We start from the raw sequence: 26,788 nt of genomic DNA, 5'->3' as shown, positions 1-26,788 counted from the left end.
CTATTTGTTTGATCGAGCATCTGATCAAACAGACCTCCACCGCTTTCCCAATAACAAAAGAAGGACGGCACCATGAGCGCTTTAACCTTGAAGATTGCCACCCAACTGGCCAGCCAGGCCCTCACCGCAGGCCGCACGATTTCAGCGGCACCGCTGACCATCGCGGTCCTCGACAGCGGCGGCCATTTGATCACCCTTCAGCGCGAAGACGGCGCCAGCCTGCTGCGCCCGCAAATCGCCATCGGCAAGGCCTGGGGGGCGATTGCGTTGGGCAAGGGCTCGCGCTTGCTGGCACTGGATGCGCAGCAACGACCGGCGTTTATTGCGGCGTTGAATAGCCTGGGGCAGGGCAGCGTCGTGCCGGCACCGGGAGGCGTGTTGATTCGGGATCAGGATGGGGCGGTACTGGGAGCAATCGGTATCAGTGGGGATACGTCGGATATTGATGAGCAGTGTGCGATCACGGCGATCGAGGGGGTGGGGTTGTGGGCGGATGCTGGGGTGTCAGCCTAATCGTCGGTGACTGTCAGGTGTCCACCGAAGCAAGCTCCCTTCCACAATTTTGACCGCGTTCGCAGTTCAACATGTGGGAGGGGGCTTGCTCCCGATTGCCACAGGCACCTCGGTGTATCAGTCGGGTTCACAGCCCTTGAGCACCAACCGAATAATGGTCTGCGCCGCCGCTTCGTAATCCGCTTCATCGAGCTTGGCCTTGCCGGTCACCGCCGAAATCTGCCAGTCGAAATCCGCATAGGTCTGCGTCGCCGCCCAGATGCTGAACATCAGGTGATTCGGGTCGATCGCCGCAATCAACCCACGATCCACCCAGCTCTGGATGCATTGGATATTGTGCTTGGCCTGGGCGTTGAGCTGTTCGACCTGATCGCTGCTCAGGTGCGGGGCGCCGTGCATGATTTCGCTGGCGAACACCTTGGAGGCAAACGGCAAGTCGCGGGAGATGCGGATTTTCGAGCGGATGTAGTTGCTCAACACTTCTTTGGGGTCGCCGTCCGGATTGAACGGCGTGGAAGCGGCCAGGATCGGCTCGATAATGCTTTCGAGTACCTCGCGGTAGAGGTTGTCCTTGGACTTGAAGTAGTAATAGACGTTGGGCTTGGGCAGGCCGGCCTTGGCGGCAATGTCGCTGGTTTTGGTCGCGGCGAAGCCCTTGTCGGCAAACTCCTCGCTTGCCGCCCGCAGGATTTTTTCTTTGTTGCGCTCGCGAATGGTGCTCATAAACCAGGAGTTTCCTTGCCAATACCGGCGGTTGCGCATGGTAGCACCGGCTATCCGCGGGCCTCAACAATGTGCCCGCAACGCCTTGCGCCGCGTTATGCTCGCGCCATCCCCCCTTACGGAAGTGCGATTCATGGCAGGAAGCAGCTTGTTGGTATTGATCGATGACATCGCCGCGGTACTCGATGACGTTGCCTTGATGACAAAAATGGCCGCGAAGAAGACCTCCGGCGTGCTGGGTGACGACCTGGCGCTCAACGCCCAGCAGGTTTCCGGTGTGCGCGCCGAGCGTGAAATTCCCGTGGTGTGGGCGGTGGCCAAGGGCTCGTTCGTCAATAAACTGATCCTGGTGCCGACCGCACTGTTGATCAGCGCCTTTGCGCCGTGGGCGGTGACGCCGCTGTTGATGCTCGGCGGCGCCTACCTGTGTTTTGAAGGCTTCGAGAAAGTCGCGCACAAATTCCTTCACAGCAAAGCTGAAGACCAGGCCGAGCATGCGCAGTTGGCCGACGCCGTAGCAGACCCGGCGACCGACCTGGTGGCGTTCGAAAAAGACAAGATCAAAGGCGCGATCCGCACCGACTTCATTCTCTCCGCCGAAATCATCGCCATTACCCTCGGTATTGTGGCCGACGCGCAGTTGACCCAGCAGGTGATCGTGCTGTCGGGCATCGCCATTGTCATGACCATCGGCGTCTATGGGCTGGTGGCCGGTATCGTCAAGCTGGACGACTTGGGTCTGTGGCTCACCCAGAAGCCCGGTCAGGTAGCGCGCAGCATCGGTGGTGGGATCCTGAGTGCGGCGCCATACATGATGAAAAGCCTGTCGGTGATCGGCACGGCTGCGATGTTTATGGTCGGTGGCGGCATCCTCACCCACGGCGTACCGGTGGTGCATCACTGGATTGAATCGGTGAGTCAGAGCGCCGGCGCAATCGCTTGGTTGATGCCGACCTTGCTGAATGCGGTGGCGGGGATTATCGCCGGTGCGCTGGTATTGATGATGGTGTCGCTGGTTCGCAAGGTATGGCAGCGCACTAAACGTCAGGCGTGAAGTTCGCAGTCACGCATCTGTGTTCAGGGCGCTATAAGGGCGTTCGGTCTGATCGTGGTGCCGCTTATCTCGGACCGGGTTGCAGCCCTGGATAGCCTTCTTCCGTGAAGCGTACAAGCATGCTCGCTTCGGAGTTCCAAAGGTGCATCTTGCCGTTGTTCGGAGTTGAAGCGTTGTGCGCTGATGGACTCTTAAAGCCAGTGTCTATGCGGTCGTTGTTGGGCGTCGAAAAGGCATGTGGAGTGCTATCAATGTATTTAAGTACCCGAAGAGCATTGGCTGCGATGTTCGCGCGGTCGTAGGGCGTGAGTTTATGCAACTCATGCTGGGGAACGCCGCCGACTTTGAGGAAAAATGCTTGGAGTTGAGTTTTAGTGAGCACAGAAGGCTTGGTGCTAGTGCCGAAAACCGAAGCAAAAAGCGGATCTTCGTAGAAGTCGTGATGGCTACGATAGTCACCCTCGTCCCGGCCGGTATTTTGGGTCGGCGGCGCGTGCTTTACTTCGTTCTGATGTGTGGAGGTAGTCGTCAGAACCTTGTCCACGTTTGAGTGTGTTACTGAAGCGCTGGATAACAGCATCTGTGTCGGCCTTTAAAATAAAGCGTCTGATGGGATGTTCTTTGGTTGGGGGCGTCTGCTGCTTCAGGCGTTAACTGAACCTGAGAGGCACACTCTTAGTATTGAGTTTTTCCCCAGGGATAGTTCCCGGGCAAAGTGTGCGTGCTCTGTGGGAGGTTGCTTGAGTCTGTTGTGCGAAAAAAAAGGCCATCCAGATTGCCTGGATGGCCTTTTAATTAAGCTAGAGGTGATTACTCGGCAATCTGCAACTTGCGCGATTCCGTGTAGATATACCGCACCTTCTCATACTCGAATGGCGAGTTCATCTGGCCATAACGGAAGCTGGTCTGATAACGCTTGTCCACCGCGCGCAGGGCCCAGATTTCCGGGTGGTTGGAGCTGACTTCCGAGACGTTCAGGAAGTTGATCTGCGATTCCGCGGTGTAGTCCACCAGCAAGCCGCCGGTGTCGCGCAAGTTCGATGGGCCGAAGATCGGCAGTACCAAATACGCCCCGCCGGGGACGCCGTAGAAGCCCAGGGTCTGGCCGAAGTCTTCGCTCTGGCGCGGTAGGCCCATGGCGGTGGCCGGGTCCCACAGGCCGGCGATGCCGACGGTGGTGTTGAGCAGCAGGCGGCCAGTGGTCTCCAGGGAGCGGTGCCCCTTGAGTTGGAGCAAGCTGTTCAACAGGTTGGGCACGTCGCCCAGGTTGTTGAAGAAGTTGCTCACGCCGGTGCGCAGGAAGCTAGGGGTCACGTATTTGTAGCCGTCGACCACGGGCAGGAACACCCATTGGTCGAAGCGGTAGTTGAAGTGGTACACGCGACGGTTCCACGATTCGAGCGGGTCATACACGTTGAGGGCGTTGACGGACGAGCGTTCAAACTCGCGCTGGTCCAGACCCGGGTTGAATTTAAGTTTGCTTAACGGCTCTTTGAAACCGTCGGAATCCACCACGACCGGCGCGTGAGCCTTGCTGTTGTCGGCATTGGCTACGCCCGCGCACATCAGGGCGGCGAGCAGCAGAAGATATTTAGCCACGGAAGAACTCCAGCATGGCGTCGGCGTTGACGCGGTAATTGAGGTTGCCGCAGTGGCCGCCCAGTGGGTAGACGGTCAAGCGATCGCCGAAGGTTTTACGCAGGAAACCAAGGTCGCCCGGGCCGAGGATTACGTCGTCGGCGTTGTGCATGACGGCGATTTTCGGGCTGGCGTGCAGGTAGTCCTTGAGGGCGTACAGGCTGACCTGGTCAACCAGTTGCAACAGGCTGCCGCCATCGGAACGGGCGCGCCACATCGGGATTACCTGTTCGGTGAGGTAGCAGTCGAAATCGCATTGCAGTGCACGCTTGAGGAACGGCGTGAGGCTGGTGCCTTCGGTAATCGGGTACTTCGGTGGGATGATCAGGCCGCGGCGGTTGATCAGGTCCGAGGTAAAGGCAATGTCGGCCGCCGAAAAGCGGAACGACGTGCCAATCAGCATGGCCATCTGTTCGTTGGTCAAGTGCTGCTTGGATTGCTGGAAGTCGTAGAGCAGGGCGTCGTTGAGGTCGATATAGCCCTTTTGCTGGAAGTAGCGAGTCAGCTTGTTCAGCACCAGTTCATAGAAGGTGGTGGTGTTGTTGATGCCCTTGACCTCGGTCTGTACCAGCTTGTCGAGGTTAGTGATCGAGGTATAGAGGTTGACCGGCGGGTTGAGCAACAGCACTTTCTTGAAGTTAAAGCTGCGGCGGGTCTCGTCCAGTTTGCTGACAAACGCCGCATCCAGTGCGCCGAGGCTGTAGCCGGTGAGGTAGAAGTCGGTCACTGGCAGCGAGGCGTTTTGCGCACGCACGGCTTGCATCACGCGGTACATGTCTTCGGCGTCTTCCTGGGTGATCCCAGGGGTGGCGAAGCGCGAGGCGGCACTGATGAAGTCAAAGCTGGTGGGCGACGACAGTTGCACTACGTGATAGCCGGCTTGGTAATACAGTTTTTTCAGGTATTCGTTGATGCTGCTATCGAACCGCGCACCGGTGCCCGCGATCAGGAAGATCAGCGGCGCGGCGCGGTCTTGCTTGGCGATGCGGTAGGTGAGCTTCTTCACCGCCCAGAAGTTGTCCGGCAGGCTGAACTCGCGCTCTGGGCGCATGTTCAGGGTGTAGTCGGACTGGTTGATTTCGCTATCACTCGGCAATGTGGGCCGAAGGTCAGGCGGAGTGGTGGCGATGGTCGCTTCGAACGGGTTGGTCAAAGGGTAGCCATAGCTGGCTTGGTCGATATCGACCGCCAGTGCTGACGCACTCAAAAAAAGGCTGCCCAGTAAGGCAGCACAGCGCAAGGAACGGAGCATGACTTAATCCCTAAGAGGAAACGTGCTTAATGAAGTTCGCAGGCTATGACCACCGCGTTGCCACCGAAGTGCCAGCTCTCGGCACGAAAAGTCGGAAAATAACGTCGGAATCGGGGTAATAGTAGCGAGACGATACACTTTGCCATGCATTAGTGAACACTAATTGTGTGTATGCACCTTGCTAACGACCGCTGGCGCATTAAGCTGAGCGCCGTTTTTGCCTATCGGAGTGCTCCATGTCCCGCCGCTTGCCCTTGATTCTGCTGCTTATTGCCCTGCCGTTATGGCTGGCTGCCAGTTATGGCGCACGTTACGGCTTTATGGAAGATGGCCAGTGGGTCGGCATCTGTGCCGACGAGGCCAGCCGCTGGGAATGCCAGGTGCGTTCGAACCTGGGCTTGATGATTCACTTTAAGGTGCTGGGCTGGGCCGCACTGGTGACCTCGGTGCTGGCGTTTTTCGTGCCGGGTCGCGTGGGCTGGGGATTGGCAGTGCTGGGGCTGGTGTTCGGGTTCCCGGCCCTGGCGTTGTACAACACCACGTTTGCGGTGTTTGCACTGGTGATTGCGGGGTTGCGGTTGGTCAGGCAGCCGCGGGGCGCCTGATAAGGCCAATCGAGGGCAAACCCCCTCCCACCTTTGGAATGCGTTCTCATGTGGGAGGGGGCTTGCCCCCGATAGCGGTCTTAAGCCTTACGCATCCGCAAGCACCGCCACAAAGCCACAACCATCAACCCACTGACCACCGCCCAACCCCACGCCTGCTGGTTCAGCAAGCCTTCACGGTATAGTTGCGGCGCAATGCCGGCGCCGATGATAAAGGTCAAGAGTGCAATCTCCCGGCGTGGCCCGGTCACCGGACGAACCAGATACACCAACGCCGGCAGTAGCAGCGCCGCACTCGGGAAACTGCGGTAGCGTGGGTCAAACACCAGTGCCAGCATCATCACCGCACCGGCAAAGCCGGCGATTGCCACCAGCCAGCCCGCACGCTGTTCCAGCCAATTGAAGGCCCGCTCGCGCCAACCTTCCCGAGTGCTCAATGCCAGTGCTGCATGAGCCAATACCAGCAAGTTGAGCGTCATCAACGACGCCGCCCACACCCACTCATCATTAAATCGCGCAGTCACGCGGGTCAGTTCGGCCCAGGTTCCGATAGAGCAGGCCGCCACTGCGCCGAGCAGCGGCAGGGCCATGGCGGCGCGACTGCTGCGAACGCGACCACCGAGCACCAACGTCCCGAGCAGGATGACACCACCCACCCCCAACCACAGCGGCCAGTACGGCACGTTAGTCACCGGCCCGGCGAGGATGCCCTTTTCCTGGCGATCAGCATCGAACAAGCCCCAGTAGCCGCCTACCGCACCTTCGCTGGCACGTTTCCACGGCTGGTCAAACGCTTCGATCAGGTTGTAGCGCCAGCCATTGGCTTCGGCCATCGCCACAAAACCACGCATGAACTTGGCTTCATTGACTCGGCTCGGCACGGCTGTTTCACGCTGGCGACCCTCGCTGGGCCAGCCGGTTTCGCCGATCAGCACGTCCTTGGGCGCGAACTTGTTGCCGAAGGTCTGGCGCACATCGCCCACGTGCTTGAGGGCCTGGTCGATGCTCGAAGGATCATCTTCCCAATAGGGCAGTAGGTGAATGGTCAGGAAATCCACCGCAGGGGCGATTTCCGGGTGTTGCAGCCAGAACTCCCAGACATCGGCGTAAGTGACCGGTTGTTTGATCTGGCTTTTGACTGTCTGGATCAGTTTCACCAACTGCGCGGCGGTGACTTCCTTGCGCAACAGCGCTTCGTTGCCGACGATCACCGAGGTCACCACGTCCGGGTTGGCGTTTGCCGCTGCGATCAACTCGTCGATTTCTTTTTCGGTGGCCACCGGATCACTGCTGACCCAAGCGCCGGCCATCACCTTGAGGCCATGTTTGCGCGCCATGCCTGGCAGCGCTTCCAGGCCGGTCATGGAGTAAGTGCGGATGCATTCGAATCGGGTGGCCAGTAGGGCCAGGTCGGCGTCCATCCGCTCGGGGCGTAGTTTGAACGGCTGGTCGAACGGGGATTGGTCTTTGTCGAACGGCGTGTAGGACGCGCATTGCAGTTTATGGCTGGCACTGGCGACATCCGGCAACACCACCGGACGGCCGAGGCCATACCAATAGCCGACCAGGGCCAGCAGGCCGAGGATCAGGGCGAAGAAATAGGGCAGGGCAGGGAAGCGGGCGGTCGCGGGCATGGTCGGCTTATCTGGAGGAGCAAAGGCGCGCATCTTACCCGGATTTGCCCTCTCCCAGTGGGGCTGCATAATTTTGACATGCAAAGTTCGGGCGGAATATTGACGCCATGTTCCAGGAAACGTCCTGCTGGCGATGTGATGTCGTTTCTTGCTTGCATAAGGTCGCTGACAGAGCAGGTCGACGGCTTCTGCGGGTTGATGATCAGGGTGTCAGTACTCAACTGATGTCGCAGCCACCGGATCGATGCGCGTGAACGGGGCGCGGTGCACTACATAACAACAGGTTGACGTCGCTCGGCATCCGTCGGGCGCAGCACTTTCGGGGAAGTACGATGAAGATGCGACGACTCTTGGGCGCAGCTGCCACTCTGGTAGTTGCGATGAGCTCCACACTGGCCAGCGCCGACAGCAAAACCCTGAGCATCGGCTACGTTGATGGTTGGTCGGACAGCGTTGCCACCACCCACGTGGCGGCAGAAGTGATCAAACAAAAGCTCGGTTATGACGTGAAACTGCAGGCGGTTGCCACCGGCATCATGTGGCAGGGCGTGGCGACCGGCAAACTCGATGCCATGCTTTCCGCCTGGCTGCCCGTGACTCACGGTGAATACTGGACCAAGAACAAGGACAAGGTGGTCGATTACGGCCCCAACTTCAAGGATGCGAAAATCGGCCTGATCGTGCCGGAGTACGTCAAGGCCAAGTCCATCGAAGACCTCAAGACCGACACCACCTTCAAGAACAAAATCGTTGGTATCGACGCCGGTTCAGGCGTGATGCTCAAGACCGACGAAGCGATCAAGGCCTACGGTCTGGACTACAAACTGCAGGCCAGCTCGGGCGCAGCAATGATCGCCGAACTGACCCGTGCCGAAGACAAACAGGAATCCATTGCGGTCACCGGTTGGGTGCCACACTGGATGTTCGCCAAGTGGAAACTGCGTTTCCTGGAAGATCCAAAAGGGATTTATGGTGCTGCTGAAACCGTCAACAGCATCGGCAGCAAGGGCCTGGAGAAGAAAGCGCCGGAAGTCGCGGCCTTCCTGAAGAAATTCCAGTGGGCCTCCAAGGACGAAATCGGCGAAGTCATGTTGGCTATCCAAGAAGGTGCCAAGCCTGATGCAGCGGCCAAGGACTGGGTCGCCAAGCACCCTGAGCGTGTAGCCGAGTGGACCGGTAAATAACCCCCCCCAATGCCTTGATACAACCCCTGTGGGAGGGGGCTTGCTCCCGATTGCGGTGTGTCAGTCGTCAATGATCTGACTGGCTCACCGCGATCGGGAGCGAGCCCTCTCCCACATTATTTTCGTCATCCGCAAATGTTTCTTTGCCCTCCCAATCCCTCGCTACACTTCCTCTAATACTAAGGTCGTCTGGAACCTGTTCCGCAGCCGCATACAGTGGCTATGTTCCAATAATAAAAAAGCTGTGCTGCGAGGATAAAAACAATGAACGACAGCATTTACCTCTCGATTCAAAACAGCCCTCGTTTCAAGGAGCTGGTGAGAAAAAGGGAAAGGTTCGCCTGGATTCTCTCGGCGATCATGCTAGGGCTTTACTCCGGATTCATCCTGTTGATCGCCTACGGGCCACAAGTGCTAGGGGCCAAACTGAGCCCTGGTTCATCTATTACGTGGGGTATCCCTATTGGGGTCGGGCTGATTGTCTCGGCCTTTGTCCTCACCGGCATCTACGTACGACGCGCCAACGGCGAATTCGACGACCTGAACAATGCGATTCTCAAGGAGGCTGCGCAATGATCCGTCGTCTATTGGCTGTATTCGGCGCTTCGGTCTTCGCGCCCGCTGTGTGGGCGGCGGATGCATTGACCGGTGAAGTGCACAAACAACCGCTGAATATCGCAGCGATCCTGATGTTCGTGGCCTTTGTCGGCGCGACGTTGTGCATCACCTACTGGGCGTCCAAGCGCAACAACTCGGCGGCCGACTATTACGCGGCCGGCGGCAAGATCACCGGTTTCCAGAATGGCCTGGCGATTGCCGGCGACTATATGTCGGCCGCGTCCTTCCTGGGTATTTCCGCGCTGGTGTTCACCTCTGGCTACGATGGCCTGATCTACTCGATCGGCTTCCTGGTGGGCTGGCCGATCATTCTGTTCCTGATCGCCGAGCGCCTGCGTAACCTGGGCAAGTACACCTTTGCTGACGTAGCGTCCTACCGCCTCGGCCAAACCCAGATCCGCAGCCTGTCGGCCTGTGGCTCCCTGGTGGTGGTGGCGTTTTACCTGATCGCTCAGATGGTGGGTGCGGGCAAGCTGATCCAACTGCTGTTCGGTCTGGACTACCACGTCGCGGTGATCCTGGTCGGCATCCTGATGTGCATGTACGTACTGTTCGGCGGCATGTTGGCGACGACTTGGGTACAGATCATCAAGGCAGTGCTGTTGCTGTCCGGTGCGTCGTTCATGGCGCTGATGGTGATGAAGCACGTCAACTTCGACTTCAACATGCTGTTCTCCGAGGCAATCAAGGTTCACCCTAAAGGTGAAGCGATCATGAGCCCCGGCGGCCTGGTGAAAGACCCGATCTCCGCGTTCTCCCTGGGCTTGGCACTGATGTTCGGTACCGCCGGCCTGCCGCACATCCTGATGCGCTTCTTCACCGTAAGCGACGCCAAGGAAGCGCGTAAGAGCGTGCTGTATGCCACTGGCTTCATCGGCTACTTCTATATCCTGACCTTTATCATCGGCTTCGGCGCGATCCTGCTGGTCAGCACTAACCCGGCGTTCAAGGATGCTGCAGGCGCTCTGTTGGGCGGTAACAACATGGCGGCGGTGCACCTGGCTAACGCGGTGGGCGGCAGTATCTTCCTGGGCTTTATCTCGGCCGTGGCCTTCGCCACCATCCTCGCGGTAGTGGCCGGCTTGACCCTGGCCGGTGCTTCGGCGGTGTCCCATGACCTGTACGCCAGCGTGATCAAGAAAGGCAAGGCCAACGAAAAGGACGAGATTCGCGTGTCGAAGATCACCACCATCGCCCTCGCAGTGTTGGCGATCGGCCTGGGCATCCTGTTCGAAAGCCAGAACATTGCGTTCATGGTCGGCCTGGCGTTCTCGATTGCGGCCAGCTGTAACTTCCCGGTGTTGCTGCTTTCCATGTACTGGAAAAACCTCACCACCCGTGGCGCCATGATCGGTGGCTGGTTGGGCTTGATCAGCGCCGTTGGCCTGATGGTGCTGGGTCCGACCATCTGGGTCTCGATCCTGCATCATGAAAAAGCCATCTTCCCGTACGAATACCCAGCGCTGTTCTCGATGATCATCGCGTTTGTGGGTATCTGGTTCTTCTCCATCACCGACAAGTCGGCGGCGGCAGAGAAAGAGCGTGCGCTGTACTTCCCGCAGTTTGTGCGTTCGCAGACTGGCCTGGGGGCGAGTGGGGCGGTTAACCACTAAGGTTGAAGCTGGATAAGGAAATGCCCCGGTCGAAAGGCCGGGGCATTTTTTTGTCTGGAGGTTATGAGGTGCTTGTGCCAATGCCATCGGGGCAAGCCTCCTCCTGCAGTTAACCGAGTGCATCATTTGGAATGCACTTCAATGTGGGAGGTGGCTTGCCCCTGATGGTGGTAGATCAGTCGACACAAATAAAAACGGCCTCCACTGAGGGAAGCCGTTTTCGGTGCTGCTAAAAGGTGCTTACTTGCGATCTTCCAGCTTGGAGATGTCACGCGACTCGTAGCCGGTATACAGCTGGCGCGGACGGCCAATCTTGTACGGGCTGGAGAGCATTTCTTTCCAGTGGGAGATCCAGCCCACGGTGCGGGCCAGGGCGAAAATCACGGTGAACATGCTGGTTGGAATGCCGATCGCCTTGAGGATGATCCCCGAGTAGAAGTCGACGTTCGGGTACAGCGAGCGTTCGATGAAGTATGGGTCGGTCAGGGCGATCTCTTCCAGGCGCATGGCCAGTTCGAGTTGCGGATCGTTCTTGATGCCCAGTTCCTTCAATACTTCATCGCAGGTCTGCTTCATCACGGTCGCGCGCGGGTCGCGGTTCTTGTAGACCCGGTGACCGAAGCCCATCAACTTGAACGGATCGTTCTTGTCTTTGGCCTTGGCGATGAACTTGTCGATGTTGGACACATCGCCGATTTCATCGAGCATGGTCAATACGGCTTCGTTCGCACCGCCGTGGGCAGGGCCCCACAGTGCGGCGATACCGGCGGCGATACAGGCGAACGGGTTGGCACCCGAAGAGCCTGCCAGGCGTACGGTGGACGTCGAGGCGTTTTGCTCGTGGTCGGCGTGGAGGATGAAGATCCGGTCCATGGCCTTGGCGAGTACCGGGCTGATCGGTTTGATCTCGCACGGGGTGTTGAACATCATGTGCAGGAAGTTTTCCGCGTACGTCAGGTCGTTGCGCGGGTACATCATGGGTTGACCCATGGAGTACTTGTAAACCATTGCGGCCAGAGTCGGCATCTTGGCAACCAGGCGGATCGCGGAGATTTCGCGATGCTGCGGGTTATTGATGTCGAGGGAGTCGTGATAGAAGGCTGACAGGGCGCCAACCACACCGCACATGACGGCCATCGGATGGGCGTCGCGACGGAAGCCGTTGAAGAAGGTCTTCAACTGCTCGTGAACCATGGTGTGGTTCTTTACAGTGCTGACGAACTGGGCTTTTTGCTCGGCTGTTGGCAGTTCGCCATTTAGCAGCAGGTAGCAGGTTTCCAGGTAGTCCGACTTTTCAGCCAGTTGCTCGATCGGGTAGCCCCGATGCAGCAGAATGCCATTGTCGCCGTCGATATAGGTGATCTTCGACTCGCAAGAGGCGGTCGACATGAAGCCTGGGTCGAAAGTGAAACGGCCCGTGGCCGTCAGGCCCCGTACGTCGATAACATCGGGACCAACGGTGCCGGTTAAAATGGGCAGCTCGACGGGGGCTGCGCCCTCGATGATCAACTGCGCTTTTTTGTCAGCCATGTGGCCTCCTATTTATGCTTCAAATCATCAGACAGACCCCCCACGCAGGGCCCGCACCACTATAGTGAGATAAATTCAGATGTCAATTTGCCTAAAGTCTTGCTCCAGAAGGCTTTAACCGTACTTTTTCCTCGAAATTGACTGCCATTTACGCCTTTTATCTCGCCAGCGCAATCCGCTATTAGGGTGAGGAGCGCGCGTTGTCATTAGTAACCTAACTGTCTATACTCGGCCACCGACCGCCAAGGGCTTTTGGGCTTGCTTTCATTGGGGGTCGCACTCCCTGGGTGGTGCTTACCTGACCAGTGCACTCCCCAACAACTTTGCCCTGATTGTTAGGGGCTCTTCAGTGTGAAAAAAAGCCGTGAATAGCCAACGACCTGTAAACCTAGACCTAAGGACCATCAAACTCCCCATCACCGGCGTTACGTCGTTCCTGCACCGTGTTTCCGGCATCATCCTGTTCCTGGGCTTGGGCATCATGCTTTATGCATTGAGCAAATCCCTGGGTTCCGAGGAAGGTTACGCCGAGGTGAAGGCATGCTTGACCAGCCCGCTGGCCAAGTTCGTAGCATGGGGCCTCCTGTCCGCTCTGCTTTATCACCTGGTAGCCGGTGTGCGCCACTTGATCATGGATGCGGGTATCGGTGAGACGCTGGAAGGCGGCCGCCTGGGCTCGAAAATCATCATCGCCATTTCCGTGGTGCTGATCGTTCTGGCAGGAGTTTGGATATGGTAACCAGCGTTACGAACCTTTCGCGTTCAGGCCTCTATGACTGGATGGCACAACGTGTGTCTGCGGTCGTTCTCGCGGCTTATTTCATTTTCCTGATCGGATACCTCGTCGCAAATCCGGGCATCGGCTATGAGCAATGGCACGGCCTGTTTTCCCACAATGCGATGCGAATCTTCAGCCTGCTGGCCCTTGTAGCCCTGGGCGCTCACGCCTGGGTTGGCATGTGGACCATTGCGACTGACTACTTGACGCCTATGGCGCTGGGCAAGTCCGCAACCGCAGTCCGTTTCCTCTTCCAGGCAGTATGCGGCATTGCGATGTTCGCTTACTTCGTCTGGGGTGTGCAGATTCTTTGGGGTATCTGATTCATGGCTAACATTCCAACTATTTCCTTCGACGCCATCATTATTGGTGGCGGCGGTGCTGGCATGCGCGCAGCGCTGCAGCTGGCCCAGGGTGGTCACAAGACTGCCGTGATCACCAAGGTGTTCCCGACCCGCTCCCACACCGTATCGGCTCAGGGTGGCATCACCTGCGCCATCGCCTCCGCCGATCCAAACGATGACTGGCGCTGGCACATGTACGATACCGTCAAGGGTTCCGACTACATCGGTGACCAGGACGCTATCGAATACATGTGCCAGGAAGGTCCGGCTGCGGTGTTCGAGCTGGACCACATGGGCCTGCCGTTCTCCCGTACCGAGCAAGGTCGTATCTACCAGCGTCCATTCGGCGGTCAGTCGAAGGATTACGGTAAAGGTGGCCAAGCTGCCCGTACTTGCGCTGCGTCCGACCGTACCGGTCATGCGCTGCTGCACACCCTTTATCAGGGCAACCTGAAAGCTGGCACCACGTTCCTGAACGAGTACTACGCGGTTGATCTGGTGAAGAACGCCGACGGTGCATTTGTTGGTGTTATCGCCATCTGCATCGAGACCGGTGAAACCACCTACATCCGTGCCAAGGCTACTGTTCTGGCAACTGGCGGTGCAGGCCGTATCTACGCGTCGACCACTAATGCCCTGATCAACACCGGTGACGGCGTTGGCATGGCACTGCGTGCTGGCGTGCCGGTGCAAGACATCGAAATGTGGCAGTTCCACCCGACCGGCATCGCCGGCGCCGGTGTACTGGTGACTGAAGGTTGCCGTGGTGAAGGTGGTTACCTGATCAACAAGCACGGCGAGCGTTTCATGGAGCGTTATGCTCCGAACGCGAAAGACCTCGCGGGTCGTGACGTTGTAGCCCGCTCCATGGTTAAAGAGATCATCGCCGGTAACGGCTGTGGCCCGAATGGCGATCACGTTCTGCTGAAGCTCGATCACCTGGGTGAAGAAGTACTGCACAGCCGCCTGCCGGGTATCTGTGAACTGTCCAAGACCTTTGCCCACGTTGACCCAGTGGTTGCTCCGGTTCCGGTTGTTCCAACCTGCCACTACATGATGGGCGGTGTTCCGACCAACATTCATGGCCAGGCGATCACCCAGAACGCCGACGGCGTTGACGAGATCATCCACGGTCTGTTCGCAGTAGGCGAAGTGGCTTGCGTATCGGTACACGGTGCCAACCGTCTGGGCGGCAACTCGCTGCTCGACCTGGTGGTATTCGGTCGCGCGGCCGGCCTGCACCTGGAAAAAGCGCTGACCGACGGCATCGAATACGATGACGCTACCGACGCTAACATCGAGGCTGCCTTGGCCCGCCTGAACGCTCTGAACGAGCGCACTGATGGCGAAGACGTGGCAACTCTGCGTCGTGAGCTGCAAAGCTGCATGCAGAACTACTTCGGCGTATTCCGTACCGGCGAATACATGCAGAAGGGTATTGCCCAGCTGGCCGATCTGCGCAAGCGCATCGCCAACGTCAAGATCAACGATAAGAGCCAGGCGTTCAACACCGCTCGTATCGAAGCCCTTGAACTGCAAAACCTGCTGGAAGTGGCTGAAGCGACTGCGATCGCCGCCGAGGTTCGTAAAGAATCCCGTGGTGCTCACGCTCGTGAAGACTTTGAAGACCGCGATGACGAAAACTGGTTGTGCCACACCCTGTACTTCCCGGGTGACAAGCGCGTAACCAAGCGTGCCGTGAACTTCTCGCCGAAGACGGTTCCGACGTTTGAACCGAAGATTCGGACTTACTAAGGGTGGCTGCCATGTTGAAAGTCAGTGTTTATCGCTACAACCCTGATCAGGACGCTGCGCCGTTCATGCAGGAGTTCCAGGTCGATACCGGTGGTAAAGACCTGATGGTGCTGGATGTATTGGCACTGATCAAAGAGCAGGACGAGGGTTTCTCCTATCGTCGCTCTTGCCGTGAAGGTGTTTGCGGTTCCGACGGCATGAACATCAACGGCAAAAACGGCCTGGCGTGCATCACGCCGCTGTCCGCCGTTGTTAAAGGCAACAAGCTGATCGTTCGTCCTCTACCAGGTTTGCCGGTTATCCGTGACCTGGTCGTCGATATGAGCATCTTCTACAAGCAATACGAGAAAGTTAAGCCGTTCCTGCAGAACGACACGCCGGCTCCGGCCATCGAGCGTCTGCAGTCCCCTGAAGAGCGTGAAAAGCTCGACGGTCTGTACGAGTGCATCCTGTGCGCCTGCTGCTCGACCTCGTGCCCGTCCTTCTGGTGGAACCCGGACAAGTTCCTGGGTCCAGCTGCCCTGCTGCAAGCGTATCGCTTCCTGGCAGACAGCCGTGACACCAAGACATCCGAGCGTCTGGCTTCGCTGGATGACCCGTTCAGCGTATTCCGCTGCCGCGGGATCATGAACTGCGTCAACGTATGTCCCAAAGGCCTGAACCCGACTAAGGCCATTGGTCACATCCGTAACATGCTGCTCCAAAGCGGCGTGTAACTGACGTTGTAACAAAGCAGGACCGTTGTGCCCGTAAATGCTGCGGCGCAGGCTTCAACCGGCGCCGTAGTTTTAACTTGAGCAGCGACTTACAAAGCCGCGGCTCTTATTTTGAAGAAATGAGACAAGCAGGGGCATTCGGGTTGGTACCCGAACTATCAGCGTGATCCTAAGTGGCTTGTTTTGGTCGCTGCACTTGGCCTTTTGCAAGCAAACTCGGTGTTTCCGCCGGTGGTGTCCCCAAATCGAGGGTGACCAAGCATGCAAGAAAGCGTGATGCAGCGCATGTGGAACAGCGGCTATCTTTCAGGTGGTAACGCTGCCTATGTGGAAGAGCTTTATGAGCTCTACCTGCACGACCCTAACGCTGTGCCAGAAGAATGGCGCACCAAATTTCAGACGTTGTCTTCAGACGGCAACGCTGCCACCGATGTATCGCACGCAACGATTCGCGATCAGTTTGTGCTGCTGGCAAAGAACCAGCGCCGCGCCCAACCGGTTTCCGCCGGTAGCGTGAGCAGTGAGCATGAGAAGAAGCAAGTTGAAGTACTGCGACTGATCCAGGCCTACCGGATGCGTGGCCACCAGGCGGCCCAGCTTGACCCGCTGGGGCTCTGGCAGCGTCCTGCACCTGCTGACCTGTCGATCAATCATTACGGCTTGACCAATGCCGATCTTGATACGACCTTCCGTGCCGGCGACCTGTTCATCGGCAAAGAGGAAGCGAGCCTACGCGAAATTCACGAAGCGTTGCAGCAGACATATTGCCGCACCATTGGCGCTGAGTTCACGCACATCACCGATTCCGAGCAACGCCACTGGTTCCAGCATCGCCTGGAAGGTGTGCGTGGCCGTCCGGTGCTGTCCGCCGACGTTCGCAGCCACCTGCTTGAGCGCGTGACCGCAGCTGAAGGTTTGGAAAAATACCTGGGCACCAAATACCCAGGCACCAAGCGTTTTGGCCTGGAAGGCGGCGAAAGCCTGATCCCGATGCTCGACGAGCTGATCCAGCGTTCCGGCTCCTACGGTACCAAGGAAATCGTGATCGGCATGGCTCACCGTGGTCGCCTGAACGTGTTGGTCAACACCTTCGGCAAGAACCCGCGTGAACTGTTCGACGAGTTCGAAGGCAAGAAGAAGGTCGAGCTGGGTTCCGGCGACGTTAAATATCACCAGGGCTTCTCGTCCAACGTCATGACCACAGGCGGCGAAGTTCACCTGGCCATGGCCTTCAACCCATCCCACCTGGAAATCGTTTCTCCAGTGGTCGAGGGTTCGGTCCGTGCTCGTCAGGATCGTCGTAACGACACCACCGGTGAAAAGGTTCTGCCGATTTCCATCCACGGTGACGCGGCATTCGCCGGTCAAGGCGTGGTACTGGAAACGTTCCAGATGTCGCAGACTCGCGGCTTCAAGACCGGCGGTACCGTTCACATCGTCATCAACAACCAGGTTGGCTTCACCATCAGCAACCCACTGGATGCGCGCTCCACCGAGTACGCCACCGACGTTGCCAAGATGATTCAGGCGCCGATCCTCCATGTGAATGGTGATGATCCGGAAGCTGTGCTGTTCGTGACCCAACTGGCCGTCGACTATCGCATGCAGTTCAAGCGTGACGTGGTGATCGACCTGGTTTGCTACCGCCGTCGCGGTCACAACGAAGCTGACGAACCAAGCGGCACCCAGCCGTTGATGTACCAGCAGATCACCAAGCAGCGCACCACACGTGAGCTGTATGCCGAAAGCCTGACGAAGGCCGGTATTGTTGATGATGCGCGTGTTCAGGCCAAGATCGATGAGTACCGCAACGCGCTGGACAATGGTCTGCACGTAGTAAAAAGCCTGGTCAAAGAGCCGAACAAAGAGCTGTTCGTTGACTGGCGCCCGTACCTGGGTCACACCTGGACGGCGCGTCACGACACCTCGTTCGATCTGAAGACCCTGCAGGAACTGTCCGCCAAGCTGCTGGAAATCCCGGATGGCTTCGTGGTGCAGCGCCAGGTTGCGAAGATCTACGAAGACCGTCAGAAGATGCAAGCCGGCGGCCTGCCGATCAACTGGGGCTATGCCGAAACCATGGCGTACGCGACCCTGGCGTTTGAAGGTCACCCGATCCGCATGACCGGCCAGGACATCGGCCGTGGTACGTTCTCGCACCGTCATGCGGTATTGCACAACCAGAAAGACGCGGGCACCTACATCCCGTTGCAGAACCTGTACGAAGGCCAGCCGCGTTTCGACCTGTACGATTCGTTCCTGTCCGAAGAAGCAGTACTGGCGTTCGAATACGGTTACTCGACCACCACGCCGCAGGCGCTGGTGATCTGGGAAGCCCAGTTCGGCGACTTCGCCAACGGTGCCCAGGTGGTTATCGACCAATTCATCACTAGCGGCGAGCACAAGTGGGGCCGTCTGTGCGGTCTGACCATGCTGCTGCCACACGGTTATGAAGGTCAGGGTCCGGAGCACTCCTCGGCCCGTCTGGAGCGTTACCTGCAGCTGTGCGCCGAGCACAACATCCAGGTGTGCGTGCCGACTACTCCGGCGCAGATCTACCACTTGCTGCGTCGTCAGGTGATCCGCCCGCTGCGCAAGCCGCTGGTAGTGCTGACCCCGAAATCGCTGCTGCGTCACAAATTGGCCATCTCTACCCTGGAAGATCTGGCGGATGGTTCGTTCCAGACCGTGATTCCAGAGATCGATACGCTGGACGCGGCCAAGGTCACTCGCCTGATCCTGTGCAGCGGCAAGGTCTACTACGACCTGCTGGAAAAACGTCGTGCCGAGGGCCGCGAAGACATCGCCATCGTACGTATCGAACAGCTTTACCCGTTCCCGGAAGATGACCTCATGGAGATCATCGCGCCTTACACCAACCTCACTAATGTTGTGTGGTGTCAGGAAGAACCGATGAACCAGGGCGCTTGGTACAGCAGCCAGCATCACCTGCGTCGCAGTATCGGCAACCACAACAAGGCCTTGGGCCTGGAGTACGCCGGTCGTGATGCTTCTGCTGCACCTGCTTGTGGTTATGCGTCGATGCACGCCGAGCAGCAGGAAAAACTGCTGCAAGATGCTTTCACTGTTTAACGCCTTCGCGCTGACTGAAACCGAATTTTAAGGACCCACAGATAATGGCTATCGAAATCAAAGCCCCGTCATTCCCGGAATCGGTTGCCGATGGCACCGTTGCCACTTGGCACAAGAAACCAGGCGACGCTGTAAAGCGTGACGACCTGATCGTCGACATCGAGACCGACAAAGTCGTTCTGGAAGTGTTGGCCGAAGCTGACGGCGTACTGGGCGCAATCGTTGCCGAAGAGGGCGCTACCGTTCTGTCGAACCAGGTACTGGGCTCGATCGAAGAAGGCAGCGCTGCCGCTGCTCCTGCTGCCGCTGCTGCACCGGCCGCTGCCTCGGCACCTGCTGCCGCTCCGGCTGCGGGTGGTGAAGATCCAATCGCTGCACCGGCTGCGCGTCAGCTGGCTGAAGAAAACGGTATCAACCTGGCTTCCATCAAAGGCACCGGTAAAGACGGCCGTGTGACCAAGGAAGATGTGGTTGCTGCTGTTGAAGCCAAGAAAAACGCTCCTGCTGCTGCGCCTGCCAAGGCTGCTGCCCCGGCTGCCGCTGCTCCTGTGTTCGCTGCTGGCGATCGCACCGAGAAGCGTGTGCCGATGACCCGCGTTCGTGCCACCGTGGCCAAGCGCCTGGTTGAAGCACAGTCGAACATGGCGATGCTGACTACTTTCAACGAAGTCGACATGACCGAAGTCATGGCCCTGCGTTCGAAGTACAAGGATCTGTTCGAGAAGTCCCACAACGGCGTGCGCCTGGGCTTCATGTCGTTCTTCGTGAAAGCGGCCACCGAAGCGCTGAAACGCTTCCCGGCAGTCAACGCTTCCATCGACGGCGGCGATATCGTTTACCACGGCTATGCAGACGTCGGCGTTGCCGTGTCCAGCGACCGTGGCCTGGTGGTTCCGGTCCTGCGTAACGCCGAGCTGATGAGCCTGGCCGAAATCGAAGGCGGCATCGCCGGCTTCGGCAAGAAAGCCCGTGACGGCAAGCTGACCATCGACGAGATGACCGGTGGTACCTTCACCATCACCAACGGTGGTACCTTCGGTTCGATGATGTCGACCCCGATCGTCAACCCGCCACAAGCCGCGATCCTGGGCATGCACAACATCATCCAGCGTCCGATGGCGATCAACGGCCAAGTCGTGATCCGCCCAATGATGTACCTGGCACTGTCTTACGATCACCGCCTGATCGATGGTAAAGAAGCCGTGACTTTCCTGGTGACCATCAAGAACCTGCTGGAAGACCCGGCTCGTCTGCTGCTGGATATCTGATAGAAGCAGCTGCAGGCTCCGGGCAAGCCGCCAAATAGGGCGGCTTGACCTGGAGCGTGTGGCTTGAAAGCTTGCTGCTAAATAGAGGAACTATTTTCATGTCGCAGAAATTTGACGTTGTAGTGATTGGTGCAGGTCCTGGAGGCTATGTTGCCGCCATCAAGGCCGCACAACTGGGCCTCTCGACTGCTTGCATCGAAAAATACACCGACAAGGAAGGCAAACTGGCACTGGGCGGTACTTGCCTGAACGTTGGTTGCATTCCTTCCAAGGCGCTGCTGGACAGCTCCTGGAAATTCCACGAAGCCCAAGACGGCTTCGCGATCCACGGCATCAACCATGCTGGCGTGACCATGGACGTGCCAGCAATGGTCGGCCGTAAAGCCAATATTGTTAAGGGCCTGACTTCCGGCGTTGCAACCCTGTTCAAGGCTAACGGCGTCACTTCCCTGCAAGGCCACGGCAAACTGTTGGCCGGCAAGAAAGTTGAAATCACCAAGCCAGACGGCTCGGTTGAAGTCATCGAAGCCGAGAACGTGATTCTGGCTCCGGGTTCGCGTCCTATCGACATTCCACCAGCTCCAGTTGACCAGAACGTAATCGTTGATTCGACCGGTGCCCTGGAATTCCAAGCAGTTCCAAAGCGTCTGGGCGTGATCGGCGCTGGCGTGATCGGCCTGGAACTGGGTTCGGTATGGTCCCGCCTGGGTTCTGAAGTGACTGTACTGGAAGCCCTGGACACGTTCCTGCTGGCTGCCGACACCGCTGTGTCCAAAGAAGCGCTGAAAACCCTGACCAAACAAGGTCTGGATATCAAGCTGGGCGCACGTGTTACCGGTTCGAAGGTCAACGGCGAAGAAGTCGTTGTGACCTACACCGACAAAGACGGCGAGCAGACCATCACTTTCGACAAGCTGATCGTAGCCGTAGGTCGCCGTCCAGTGACCACCGACCTGCTGGCTTCCGACAGTGGCGTGAACATCGATGAGCGTGGCTTCATCCACGTTGACGATCACTGCGCTACCACCGTTCCTGGCGTCTACGCCATTGGCGACGTGGTTCGCGGCATGATGCTCGCGCACAAAGCTTCCGAAGAAGGCATCATGGTTGTCGAGCGCATCAAGGGCCACAAAACCCAGATGAACTACGACCTGATCCCATCGGTTATCTACACCCACCCGGAAATTGCATGGGTCGGCAAAAACGAACAGCAGTTGAAAGCTGAAGGCGTTGAAGTTAACGTCGGCACCTTCCCGTTTGCTGCTTCTGGCCGTGCCATGGCAGCCAACGACACCGGTGGTTTTGTCAAAGTCATCGCTGATGCCAAGACTGACCGCGTATTGGGCGTCCACGTGATTGGCCCGAGCGCTGCAGAACTGGTTCAGCAAGGTGCAATCGGTATGGAATTCGGCACCAGTGCCGAGGACCTGGGCATGATGGTTTTCTCCCATCCAACCCTGTCCGAAGCGTTGCACGAAGCAGCGTTGGCTGTGAATGGCGGCGCCATCCACATCGCCAACCGCAAGAAGCGCTAAGCGAGATAATAAGAAACCACGGCGGAGTTGCCCGTCGTGAGCCTTGCGCGCAAGACTCACCGCGGAATATCCGCTGGACGCAGTCTTGCGCAGCTTTACGGGCCTTAAAGCCCAGCAAGTTGCGCAAGCAGCAGTCACAGGTGGCGCGGCACTCATAATGAGCGCAGCGCCGAATGCGCAGTACCTAACGAAGACGGTAAAAAGCATGAATCTTCACGAGTATCAGGGTAAGCAGCTGTTCGCTGAATACGGCCTGCCAGTATCCAAGGGCTACGCAGTAGACACCCCGGAAGCAGCAGCAGAAGCCTGCGACAAAATCGGCGGCACCGAGTGGGTTGTCAAAGCCCAGGTCCACGCTGGTGGTCGCGGTAAAGCGGGCGGCGTTAAGCTGGTTCGCAGCAAAGAAGACGCCAAGGCCTTCGCACAGCAATGGCTGGGCAAGCGTCTGGTGACTTACCAGACTGATGCCAATGGCCAGCCAGTCACCAAGATCCTGGTTGAATCGTGCACTGATATCGCTAAAGAGCTGTACCTGGGCGCTGTCGTTGACCGTTCGAGCCGTCGCATCGTGTTCATGGCTTCCACCGAAGGTGGCGTGGACATTGAGAAGATCGCCGAAGAAACCCCAGAAAAAATTCTGAAAGCCACTATCGATCCACTGGTTGGCGCTCAGCCGTTCCAGGGTCGTGAGCTGGCTTTCCAGTTGGGTCTGGAAGGCAAGCAAGTTGCCCAGTTCGCCAAGATCTTCGTAGGTCTGGCCAAACTGTTCCAGGATCACGATCTGGCTCTGCTGGAAGTGAACCCGCTGGTGATCAAGGCTGATGGCGATCTGCACTGCCTCGATGCCAAGATCAACATCGACGCCAACGCCATGTACCGTCAGCCTAAGCTGAAGACTTTCCACGATCCGTCGCAAGACGATCCGCGCGAAGCGCACGCTGCCAAGTTCGAACTGAACTACGTAGCCCTGGAAGGTAACATCGGTTGCATGGTCAACGGTGCTGGCCTGGCCATGGGTACCATGGACATCGTCAACCTGCATGGCGGCAAACCAGCCAACTTCCTCGACGTAGGCGGCGGTGCTACCAAAGAACGCGTTACCGAAGCCTTCAAGATCATCCTGTCCGACTCCAACGTCGCAGCAGTGCTGGTCAACATCTTCGGCGGCATCGTTCGTTGCGACATGATTGCCGAAGGCATCATCGGTGCAGTGAAAGAAGTTGGCGTTAAAATCCCGGTTGTTGTTCGCCTTGAAGGTAACAACGCTGAACTGGGCGCTAAAGTACTGGCAGAAAGCGGTTTGAACATCATCGCGGCTACCAGCCTGACCGACGCTGCTCAACAAGTTGTTAAAGCTGCGGAGGGCAAATAATGAGCGTCCTGATCAATAAAGACACCAAAGTTATCTGCCAGGGTATTACCGGTTCGCAAGGTAGTTTCCACACCCAGCAAGCCATCGAATACGGCACCAAGATGGTTGGCGGCGTAACTCCTGGTAAAGGCGGCACCGAGCACCTGGGTCTGCCAGTGTTCAACACCGTGAAAGATGCTGTAGCTGCCACTGGCGCCACCGCCAGCGTGATCTACGTTCCAGCTCCTTTCTGCAAGGACTCCATCCTGGAAGCAGCATTCGGCGGCATCAAGCTGATCGTCTGCATCACAGAAGGCATTCCTACCCTGGACATGCTGGACGCTAAAGTTAAGTGCGACGAACTGGGCGTTGTCCTGATCGGCCCTAACTGCCCAGGCGTGATCACCCCAGGCGAATGCAAGATCGGCATCATGCCAGGTCACATTCACTTGCCAGGTAAAGTCGGTATCGTTTCCCGTTCCGGCACCCTGACCTACGAAGCTGTCAAGCAAACTACTGACGCCGGTTTCGGTCAGTCGACTTGCGTCGGCATCGGCGGTGACCCGATCCCAGGTTCGAACTTCATCGACATCCTGAAGCTGTTCCAGGAAGATCCAAAGACCGAAGCGATCGTGATGATCGGTGAGATCGGCGGTTCGGCTGAAGAAGAAGCCGCTGCCTACATCAAGGCACACGTGACCAAGCCGGTTGTTTCCTACATCGCTGGTGTGACTGCCCCTGCGGGCAAGCGCATGGGCCATGCTGGCGCAATCATCTCTGGCGGCAAAGGCACTGCAGACGAGAAGTTTGCTGCCCTGGAAGACGCAGGCGTTAAAACCGTGCGTTCGCTGGCAGACATCGGCAAGGCTTTGTCCGAGCTGACCGGTTGGGCTGTCAAGTAAGCTTCGCGCTTAGCTGACGCTTTACCAGCAAAGGCCACCTTCGGGTGGCCTTTGTGCGTTTGGATGTACTCGATCCTATGTAAGGGGCCGTGCGACGATTCAACTAGCCCTCACACATTTGTTTGTATTGCCAACATAAGTATGAAAACGCGACATCAAGATGTCGCTTATCGGACAGTTCGCCCCGCAACAGTGCGTTTGTCAGCCTGATTCTGTAACCTACCCGCCTCTTTATGCGCTGGCCTCCCAAAAGGAAGCCGCGCGCTAGACCGGTCGGCCCCATCAGGGCCGGCAGTATTTCCCTCATCCACAGGGAATCCCTCTCTAAATTCCGATTCAGTAGTGTGGTATTTCCCGAAATGAAAGTGTTGAAAAGCCAGGATATCCTGGCGCTGGGCTTCATGACCTTTGCCCTGTTCGTGGGCGCCGGTAACATCATCTTCCCGCCTATCGTTGGCTTGCAGTCCGGACCTCACGTCTGGATGGCGGCGTTGGGCTTCCTGATCACCGCAGTGGGTTTGCCAGTGGTCACCGTGATTGCCCTCGCCAAGGTCGGCGGTGGTATGGATGCGTTGAGCAGCCCGATCGGCAAGATCGCTGGTGGCCTGCTTGCGGCGGCTGCGTATCTGGCGGTAGGGCCGCTGTTCGCTACCCCGCGTACCGCGACGGTGTCTTTTGAAGTCGGCTTGGCGCCGCTCACCGGTGAAAGCCCGTTGGCGCTGTTCCTCTATAGCTCCGTTTACTTCCTGGTGGTGTTCTTTGTGTCCCTGTACCCAGGGCGCCTGCTGGACACTGTCGGTCGTTTCCTTGCGCCGTTGAAGATCATCGCGTTAGCCATCCTCGGCATCGCTGCGTTTGCCTTGCCGGCCGGTGAGGTGGGTGTCGCCACCCCGGAATACGTCGCTGCACCGTTCTCCCAAGGTTTTATCAATGGTTATCTGACCATGGACACCCTTGGTGCTCTGGTATTCGGCATTGTGATCGTCAACGCTATCCGCTCCCGTGGTGTTGATTCGCCCAAGCTGATCACCCGCTACGCGATCATCGCTGGCCTGATTGCTGGCGTTGGTCTTGCGCTGGTGTACGTCAGCCTGTTCCGCCTTGGTGCGGGAAGTCATGAAGTGGCCGCTGGTGCGGCTAATGGCGCAGCCGTACTGCACGCGTACGTGCAACACACCTTCGGCTCCTTGGGCAGTGGTTTCCTGGCGGTGTTGATTTCCTTGGCATGCCTGGTTACCGCGGTTGGCCTGACCTGCGCTTGCGCCGAGTACTTCAGCAAAATCCTGCCGCTGTCCTACAAGACCCTGGTAGTGATCCTGGCGCTGTTCTCGTTGTTCGTGTCCAACCTGGGCCTGACTAAGCTGATTGCCTTTTCGATACCGGTGCTTACCGCGATCTACCCGCCGTGCATCGTGCTGGTGGCCCTGAGCTTCTGCAAAGACTTCTGGCAGGAACAGGGCCGGATCGTTGGCCCGGTGATGCTGGTGTCGTTCATCTTTGGCTGCATTGATGCGCTGAAGGGCGCGGGCTTTGCCGACTGGCTGCCGTCGCAACTGGCGCATCTGCCGCTGAGCGAGCAGGGCCTTGCGTGGTTGGTGCCGTCGGTAATGACCTTGGTCGTGGCTGTGGTGGTTGATCGTATGCTTGGCAAGCGTAGCGAAGCGATCGCGTAACACCGCTTCAAGGCTGCACAGAAATGCCCCGTATTAATCAATACGGGGCATTTTTTATGCTTGGTAGACTACGACCTTCTAAAGTTGGAGCGCGGTCGATGTAGGAGGGGGCTTGCCTCAGACGGCACTGTGCCATTCAACAGATGCAGTGACTGCCAGCAAGCATTCGGGATCAAAGCCTCTCCCCCAATGTTGGCCACGTTTGCAAAACCATTTTTTGATATAGGACCCGCATGTCGTTCGTCGAAACCAATCAAATCCACCTGCTTGCCGCCCTCTGGTTCGTTCTGTGTTGGGGCGGCTACACCCGTTATGCGACCTGGAAAGCTCGGGACACTGCGTGCCTGGCCAGTGTGCTGCATTTGTATCGTGAGGACTGGATGCGTCGCATGCTGCTGCGCGACAACCGCATTGCCGACGCCAGCGTGATCGGCAACCTGGAGCGCAATGCTTCGTTCTTTGCCTCCAGCACCCTGATTATCCTCGCTGGTATCCTTACCGTGCTCGGCGCGTCGGAGCGGGCCGTGTCGTTGTTAGCGGACATTCCTATGGTGCAGCAGGCGTCCCAAGGCATGTCGGAGATCAAGTTGTTGTGCCTGGCATTGGTGTTCGTCTACGCCTTCTTCACGTTCAGCTGGTGTATGCGCCAGTACAACTTTGCGGCGGTGTTGGTGGGGTCTGCGCCGATGATCGGTGAGCGGCATGTGTCCGAGCAAGAGCGCAAGGCGTTTGCCTTGCGGGCGGCAAGGGTAATCTCCATGGCCGCCAACCAGTTTAACTTTGGTCTGCGCGCTTATTACTTCGGCATGACCATGTTGGCGTGGTTTGTCAGCCCATGGTTATTCATGTTGATGAGCGCGGGAGTGGTAGTCGTGCTTTACCGTCGAGAGTTTCATTCCGACGTGCTGCAAGTGATGGTGTATACGCAGACTGATACGCCAGTGCCTGAGGCGATCAAAGAGTCGGCTTAGTCCACTTCAGCGAGTTAACGCTTCAAATTAAAAACCAC

General features: G+C 57.9%; 23 protein-coding genes. 17 read left to right on the top strand and 6 right to left on the bottom strand.

The window, feature by feature from the left end; translation table 11 throughout:
- The first annotated feature begins 72 nt into the window (after nt 1-72).
- A complete protein-coding gene (locus ACVWXD_RS16190) occupies nt 73-513 on the top strand; it encodes a GlcG/HbpS family heme-binding protein (RefSeq protein ID WP_095184250.1) in 441 nt (146 codons plus the stop codon).
- A 117-nt stretch (nt 514-630) separates the two neighbouring features.
- Here ACVWXD_RS16190 and ACVWXD_RS16185 read toward each other — a convergent pair whose 3' ends face one another.
- Nucleotides 631-1,236: a TetR/AcrR family transcriptional regulator gene (locus ACVWXD_RS16185; protein ID WP_032889137.1), complete on the bottom strand. Its 606-nt coding sequence runs from the start codon at nt 1,234-1,236 to the stop codon at nt 631-633.
- A 133-nt stretch (nt 1,237-1,369) separates the two neighbouring features.
- Between ACVWXD_RS16185 and ACVWXD_RS16180 the strand changes: the two genes are divergently transcribed.
- A complete protein-coding gene (locus tag ACVWXD_RS16180) occupies nt 1,370-2,290 on the top strand; it encodes a DUF808 domain-containing protein (RefSeq protein WP_032889139.1) in 921 nt (306 codons plus the stop codon).
- A gap of 64 nt (nt 2,291-2,354) precedes the next feature.
- On the opposite strand, the gene ACVWXD_RS16175 is transcribed toward ACVWXD_RS16180, so the two are convergent.
- The 3 genes from ACVWXD_RS16175 to ACVWXD_RS16165 form a co-directional block, all read right to left on the bottom strand.
- Nucleotides 2,355-2,870, bottom strand: coding sequence for a hypothetical protein (locus tag ACVWXD_RS16175; RefSeq protein ID WP_050442854.1), 516 nt, complete (start codon nt 2,868-2,870; stop codon nt 2,355-2,357).
- A gap of 230 nt (nt 2,871-3,100) precedes the next feature.
- Nucleotides 3,101-3,889 carry an MlaA family lipoprotein gene (locus ACVWXD_RS16170; protein WP_032889141.1) on the bottom strand — a complete coding sequence of 263 codons (789 nt, stop codon included), beginning with the start codon at nt 3,887-3,889 and terminating at the stop codon, nt 3,101-3,103.
- Nucleotides 3,882-5,180, bottom strand: coding sequence for a serine/threonine protein kinase (locus tag ACVWXD_RS16165; protein ID WP_032889143.1), 1,299 nt, complete (start codon nt 5,178-5,180; stop codon nt 3,882-3,884). Before ACVWXD_RS16165 ends, ACVWXD_RS16170 begins: the two co-directional genes overlap by 8 nt.
- Nucleotides 5,181-5,416: 236 nt before the next feature.
- On the opposite strand from ACVWXD_RS16165, the gene ACVWXD_RS16160 reads away from it, so the two are divergent.
- Nucleotides 5,417-5,785, top strand: a complete 369-nt coding sequence (locus ACVWXD_RS16160; RefSeq protein ID WP_032889146.1) for a hypothetical protein — start codon at nt 5,417-5,419, stop codon at nt 5,783-5,785.
- An 80-nt stretch (nt 5,786-5,865) separates the two neighbouring features.
- Here ACVWXD_RS16160 and ACVWXD_RS16155 read toward each other — a convergent pair whose 3' ends face one another.
- Entirely contained in the window at nt 5,866-7,419 is a 1,554-nt protein-coding gene (locus ACVWXD_RS16155) for a glycoside hydrolase family 17 protein (RefSeq protein WP_457371182.1), read from the bottom strand.
- A 332-nt stretch (nt 7,420-7,751) separates the two neighbouring features.
- On the opposite strand from ACVWXD_RS16155, the gene ACVWXD_RS16150 reads away from it, so the two are divergent.
- The 3 genes from ACVWXD_RS16150 (at nt 7,752) to ACVWXD_RS16140 (ending at nt 10,834) form a co-directional block, all read left to right on the top strand.
- On the top strand, nt 7,752-8,603 hold the full coding sequence (locus ACVWXD_RS16150) for a glycine betaine ABC transporter substrate-binding protein (RefSeq protein WP_032889150.1): 852 nt from the start codon (nt 7,752-7,754) through the stop codon (nt 8,601-8,603).
- A 264-nt stretch (nt 8,604-8,867) separates the two neighbouring features.
- On the top strand, nt 8,868-9,179 hold the full coding sequence (locus ACVWXD_RS16145) for a DUF485 domain-containing protein (RefSeq protein WP_027607054.1): 312 nt from the start codon (nt 8,868-8,870) through the stop codon (nt 9,177-9,179).
- Nucleotides 9,176-10,834 (top strand): cation acetate symporter, encoded by a 1,659-nt coding sequence (locus tag ACVWXD_RS16140; RefSeq protein WP_095184254.1) that lies wholly within the window; start codon nt 9,176-9,178, stop codon nt 10,832-10,834. The genes ACVWXD_RS16145 and ACVWXD_RS16140 overlap by 4 nt, the downstream gene beginning before the upstream one ends.
- A 240-nt stretch (nt 10,835-11,074) precedes the next feature.
- Here ACVWXD_RS16140 and gltA read toward each other — a convergent pair whose 3' ends face one another.
- Nucleotides 11,075-12,364 (bottom strand): citrate synthase, encoded by a 1,290-nt coding sequence (gene gltA, locus ACVWXD_RS16135; protein WP_032889154.1) that lies wholly within the window; start codon nt 12,362-12,364, stop codon nt 11,075-11,077.
- Nucleotides 12,365-12,728: 364 nt separating this feature from the next.
- On the opposite strand from gltA, the gene sdhC reads away from it, so the two are divergent.
- From sdhC to ACVWXD_RS16080, 11 genes are all read left to right on the top strand, one after another.
- Entirely contained in the window at nt 12,729-13,103 is a 375-nt protein-coding gene (gene sdhC / locus ACVWXD_RS16130) for a succinate dehydrogenase, cytochrome b556 subunit (RefSeq protein ID WP_016979564.1), read from the top strand.
- Nucleotides 13,097-13,465, top strand: coding sequence for a succinate dehydrogenase, hydrophobic membrane anchor protein (sdhD, locus tag ACVWXD_RS16125; protein WP_032889156.1), 369 nt, complete (start codon nt 13,097-13,099; stop codon nt 13,463-13,465). Before sdhC ends, sdhD begins: the two co-directional genes overlap by 7 nt.
- Nucleotides 13,466-13,468: 3 nt before the next feature.
- The gene (gene sdhA, locus ACVWXD_RS16120) at nt 13,469-15,241 is read left to right on the top strand and encodes a succinate dehydrogenase flavoprotein subunit (RefSeq protein ID WP_032889157.1); all 1,773 of its coding nucleotides are present in this window, start codon (nt 13,469-13,471) and stop codon (nt 15,239-15,241) included.
- An 11-nt stretch (nt 15,242-15,252) separates the two neighbouring features.
- Complete coding sequence (locus ACVWXD_RS16115) at nt 15,253-15,957, top strand: succinate dehydrogenase iron-sulfur subunit (protein ID WP_003172807.1); 705 nt, start codon at nt 15,253-15,255, stop codon at nt 15,955-15,957.
- A 261-nt stretch (nt 15,958-16,218) separates the two neighbouring features.
- Nucleotides 16,219-19,050, top strand: coding sequence for a 2-oxoglutarate dehydrogenase E1 component (locus ACVWXD_RS16110; RefSeq protein ID WP_032889159.1), 2,832 nt, complete (start codon nt 16,219-16,221; stop codon nt 19,048-19,050).
- Nucleotides 19,051-19,094: 44 nt separating this feature from the next.
- Nucleotides 19,095-20,318 carry a 2-oxoglutarate dehydrogenase complex dihydrolipoyllysine-residue succinyltransferase gene (odhB, locus tag ACVWXD_RS16105; protein WP_032889161.1) on the top strand — a complete coding sequence of 408 codons (1,224 nt, stop codon included), beginning with the start codon at nt 19,095-19,097 and terminating at the stop codon, nt 20,316-20,318.
- Between the two features lie 98 nt (nt 20,319-20,416).
- Nucleotides 20,417-21,853: a dihydrolipoyl dehydrogenase gene (lpdA, locus tag ACVWXD_RS16100; RefSeq protein WP_032889163.1), complete on the top strand. Its 1,437-nt coding sequence runs from the start codon at nt 20,417-20,419 to the stop codon at nt 21,851-21,853.
- Between the two features lie 205 nt (nt 21,854-22,058).
- On the top strand, nt 22,059-23,225 hold the full coding sequence (gene sucC / locus ACVWXD_RS16095; RefSeq protein ID WP_003210567.1) for an ADP-forming succinate--CoA ligase subunit beta: 1,167 nt from the start codon (nt 22,059-22,061) through the stop codon (nt 23,223-23,225).
- A complete protein-coding gene (gene sucD / locus ACVWXD_RS16090; RefSeq protein ID WP_003210566.1) occupies nt 23,225-24,106 on the top strand; it encodes a succinate--CoA ligase subunit alpha in 882 nt (293 codons plus the stop codon). The genes sucC and sucD overlap by 1 nt, the downstream gene beginning before the upstream one ends.
- Nucleotides 24,107-24,465: 359 nt before the next feature.
- Nucleotides 24,466-25,779, top strand: coding sequence for a branched-chain amino acid transport system II carrier protein (gene brnQ / locus ACVWXD_RS16085; protein WP_032889165.1), 1,314 nt, complete (start codon nt 24,466-24,468; stop codon nt 25,777-25,779).
- Nucleotides 25,780-26,012: 233 nt separating this feature from the next.
- Nucleotides 26,013-26,750 (top strand): DUF599 domain-containing protein, encoded by a 738-nt coding sequence (locus ACVWXD_RS16080; RefSeq protein WP_032889167.1) that lies wholly within the window; start codon nt 26,013-26,015, stop codon nt 26,748-26,750.
- Nucleotides 26,751-26,788: the final 38 nt, after the last annotated feature.

Source organism: Pseudomonas sp. TE3911 (assembly GCF_054062775.1).
Note: the sequence above shows the minus strand (reverse complement) of the source record. Positions and strands in the feature narration are given on the sequence as shown.

Coding starts and splice junctions, on each gene's coding strand:
- sucD (WP_003210566.1), top strand. CDS start 23,225: ATGAGCGTCCTGATCAATAAAGACACCAAAGTTATCTGCCAGGGTATT.
- ACVWXD_RS16160 (WP_032889146.1), top strand. CDS start 5,417: ATGTCCCGCCGCTTGCCCTTGATTCTGCTGCTTATTGCCCTGCCGTTA.
- ACVWXD_RS16185 (WP_032889137.1), bottom strand. CDS start 1,236: ATGAGCACCATTCGCGAGCGCAACAAAGAAAAAATCCTGCGGGCGGCA.
- ACVWXD_RS16165 (WP_032889143.1), bottom strand. CDS start 5,180: ATGCTCCGTTCCTTGCGCTGTGCTGCCTTACTGGGCAGCCTTTTTTTG.
- ACVWXD_RS16180 (WP_032889139.1), top strand. CDS start 1,370: ATGGCAGGAAGCAGCTTGTTGGTATTGATCGATGACATCGCCGCGGTA.
- ACVWXD_RS16155 (WP_457371182.1), bottom strand. CDS start 7,419: ATGCCCGCGACCGCCCGCTTCCCTGCCCTGCCCTATTTCTTCGCCCTG.
- ACVWXD_RS16150 (WP_032889150.1), top strand. CDS start 7,752: ATGAAGATGCGACGACTCTTGGGCGCAGCTGCCACTCTGGTAGTTGCG.
- ACVWXD_RS16115 (WP_003172807.1), top strand. CDS start 15,253: ATGTTGAAAGTCAGTGTTTATCGCTACAACCCTGATCAGGACGCTGCG.
- ACVWXD_RS16080 (WP_032889167.1), top strand. CDS start 26,013: ATGTCGTTCGTCGAAACCAATCAAATCCACCTGCTTGCCGCCCTCTGG.
- ACVWXD_RS16175 (WP_050442854.1), bottom strand. CDS start 2,870: ATGCTGTTATCCAGCGCTTCAGTAACACACTCAAACGTGGACAAGGTT.
- gltA (WP_032889154.1), bottom strand. CDS start 12,364: ATGGCTGACAAAAAAGCGCAGTTGATCATCGAGGGCGCAGCCCCCGTC.
- sucC (WP_003210567.1), top strand. CDS start 22,059: ATGAATCTTCACGAGTATCAGGGTAAGCAGCTGTTCGCTGAATACGGC.
- lpdA (WP_032889163.1), top strand. CDS start 20,417: ATGTCGCAGAAATTTGACGTTGTAGTGATTGGTGCAGGTCCTGGAGGC.
- sdhA (WP_032889157.1), top strand. CDS start 13,469: ATGGCTAACATTCCAACTATTTCCTTCGACGCCATCATTATTGGTGGC.
- ACVWXD_RS16190 (WP_095184250.1), top strand. CDS start 73: ATGAGCGCTTTAACCTTGAAGATTGCCACCCAACTGGCCAGCCAGGCC.
- odhB (WP_032889161.1), top strand. CDS start 19,095: ATGGCTATCGAAATCAAAGCCCCGTCATTCCCGGAATCGGTTGCCGAT.
- sdhD (WP_032889156.1), top strand. CDS start 13,097: ATGGTAACCAGCGTTACGAACCTTTCGCGTTCAGGCCTCTATGACTGG.
- ACVWXD_RS16140 (WP_095184254.1), top strand. CDS start 9,176: ATGATCCGTCGTCTATTGGCTGTATTCGGCGCTTCGGTCTTCGCGCCC.
- ACVWXD_RS16110 (WP_032889159.1), top strand. CDS start 16,219: ATGCAAGAAAGCGTGATGCAGCGCATGTGGAACAGCGGCTATCTTTCA.
- ACVWXD_RS16145 (WP_027607054.1), top strand. CDS start 8,868: ATGAACGACAGCATTTACCTCTCGATTCAAAACAGCCCTCGTTTCAAG.
- brnQ (WP_032889165.1), top strand. CDS start 24,466: ATGAAAGTGTTGAAAAGCCAGGATATCCTGGCGCTGGGCTTCATGACC.